The organism is Sutterella parvirubra YIT 11816, from assembly GCF_000250875.1.
Taxonomy (GTDB): domain Bacteria; phylum Pseudomonadota; class Gammaproteobacteria; order Burkholderiales; family Burkholderiaceae_F; genus Sutterella; species Sutterella parvirubra.
Window position 1 is genome coordinate 1 of record NZ_JH604936.1, and the last position, 853, is coordinate 853.

The 853-nt window shown below is 57.4% G+C and carries 1 protein-coding gene; it reads left to right on the top strand.

The window, feature by feature from the left end; all coding sequences use genetic code 11:
- Positions 1-719, top strand: a 719-nt coding sequence (locus tag HMPREF9440_RS03935) for an IS630 family transposase (RefSeq protein ID WP_008541724.1), incomplete at its 5' end; no start/stop codon positions are given.
- Positions 720-853: the final 134 nt, after the last annotated feature.

Below are 853 nucleotides of genomic sequence, written 5' to 3' on the forward strand. Positions count from 1 at the left end.
TCAAAGAGCTCCTCGTCAACAAGAAACCCTCTGACTACGGCTTCGAGCATTCCTTGTGGCATTCCACCACGGTAGGGGCCCTCATCAAGAAAACCTTCAAGGTCACGTACAGCAGGTCGGGCATTTGTGCGCTTCTGAAGCGCATGGGGCTGAGCTACCAGCGCCCCAAGAAGCAGGCAATCCAGGCTGACGAGGCGAAGTTGGAGGCCTGGGTGAACGAGACCTATCCGGCGATCAAGGCGGATGCGAAAAAGCGAGGAGCCCTCATCTTTTGGCAGGACGAGACCTCGCTCAAGCAAGACGCGAACTGGGTCCGTGGGTGGGCTCCTGTCGGCGAGACTCCCGTGCTGCTGATGAATGGCCGAGCACGGTACGGCCAGGCCGTGCTCTCGGTGGCCATTTCGAATCGCGGGGACGCCCATTTCCTCATTCAAGATACAGCCGTGACGGCTAAGGACTTCCGCGACTTTCTCGAAGGCCTGCGCAAAGAGTCCCCGAATCGTCTGATTTTTGTGATTTGCGACAACGCTTCGATTCACAAGGCCGCTGTCGTGAAGGCTTGGTTGGAGGAAGACGGCAGGATGGAGCTCAAGTTCCTACCGCCCTACGCGCCGAAGCTCAACCCGGTTGAAGTTTTCAACCAAACGCTGAAGTGCCGGTCGCGCATGGCTACCGCTAAGGATTCCGAGGCAATAAGAAGTTGGCCGAGGAACACCTGAAGGACTGTTCGAAATACGGGGGGCGCGGCTTCAGGAAATGTTTCGAGCACGAATGCACGAAGTACGCGAAGCGCTGACGGGCTGCCCGGTTAGAGAAACGGCCTCATGAGGAGGCCGTTTTTTGGAGGAAAAAC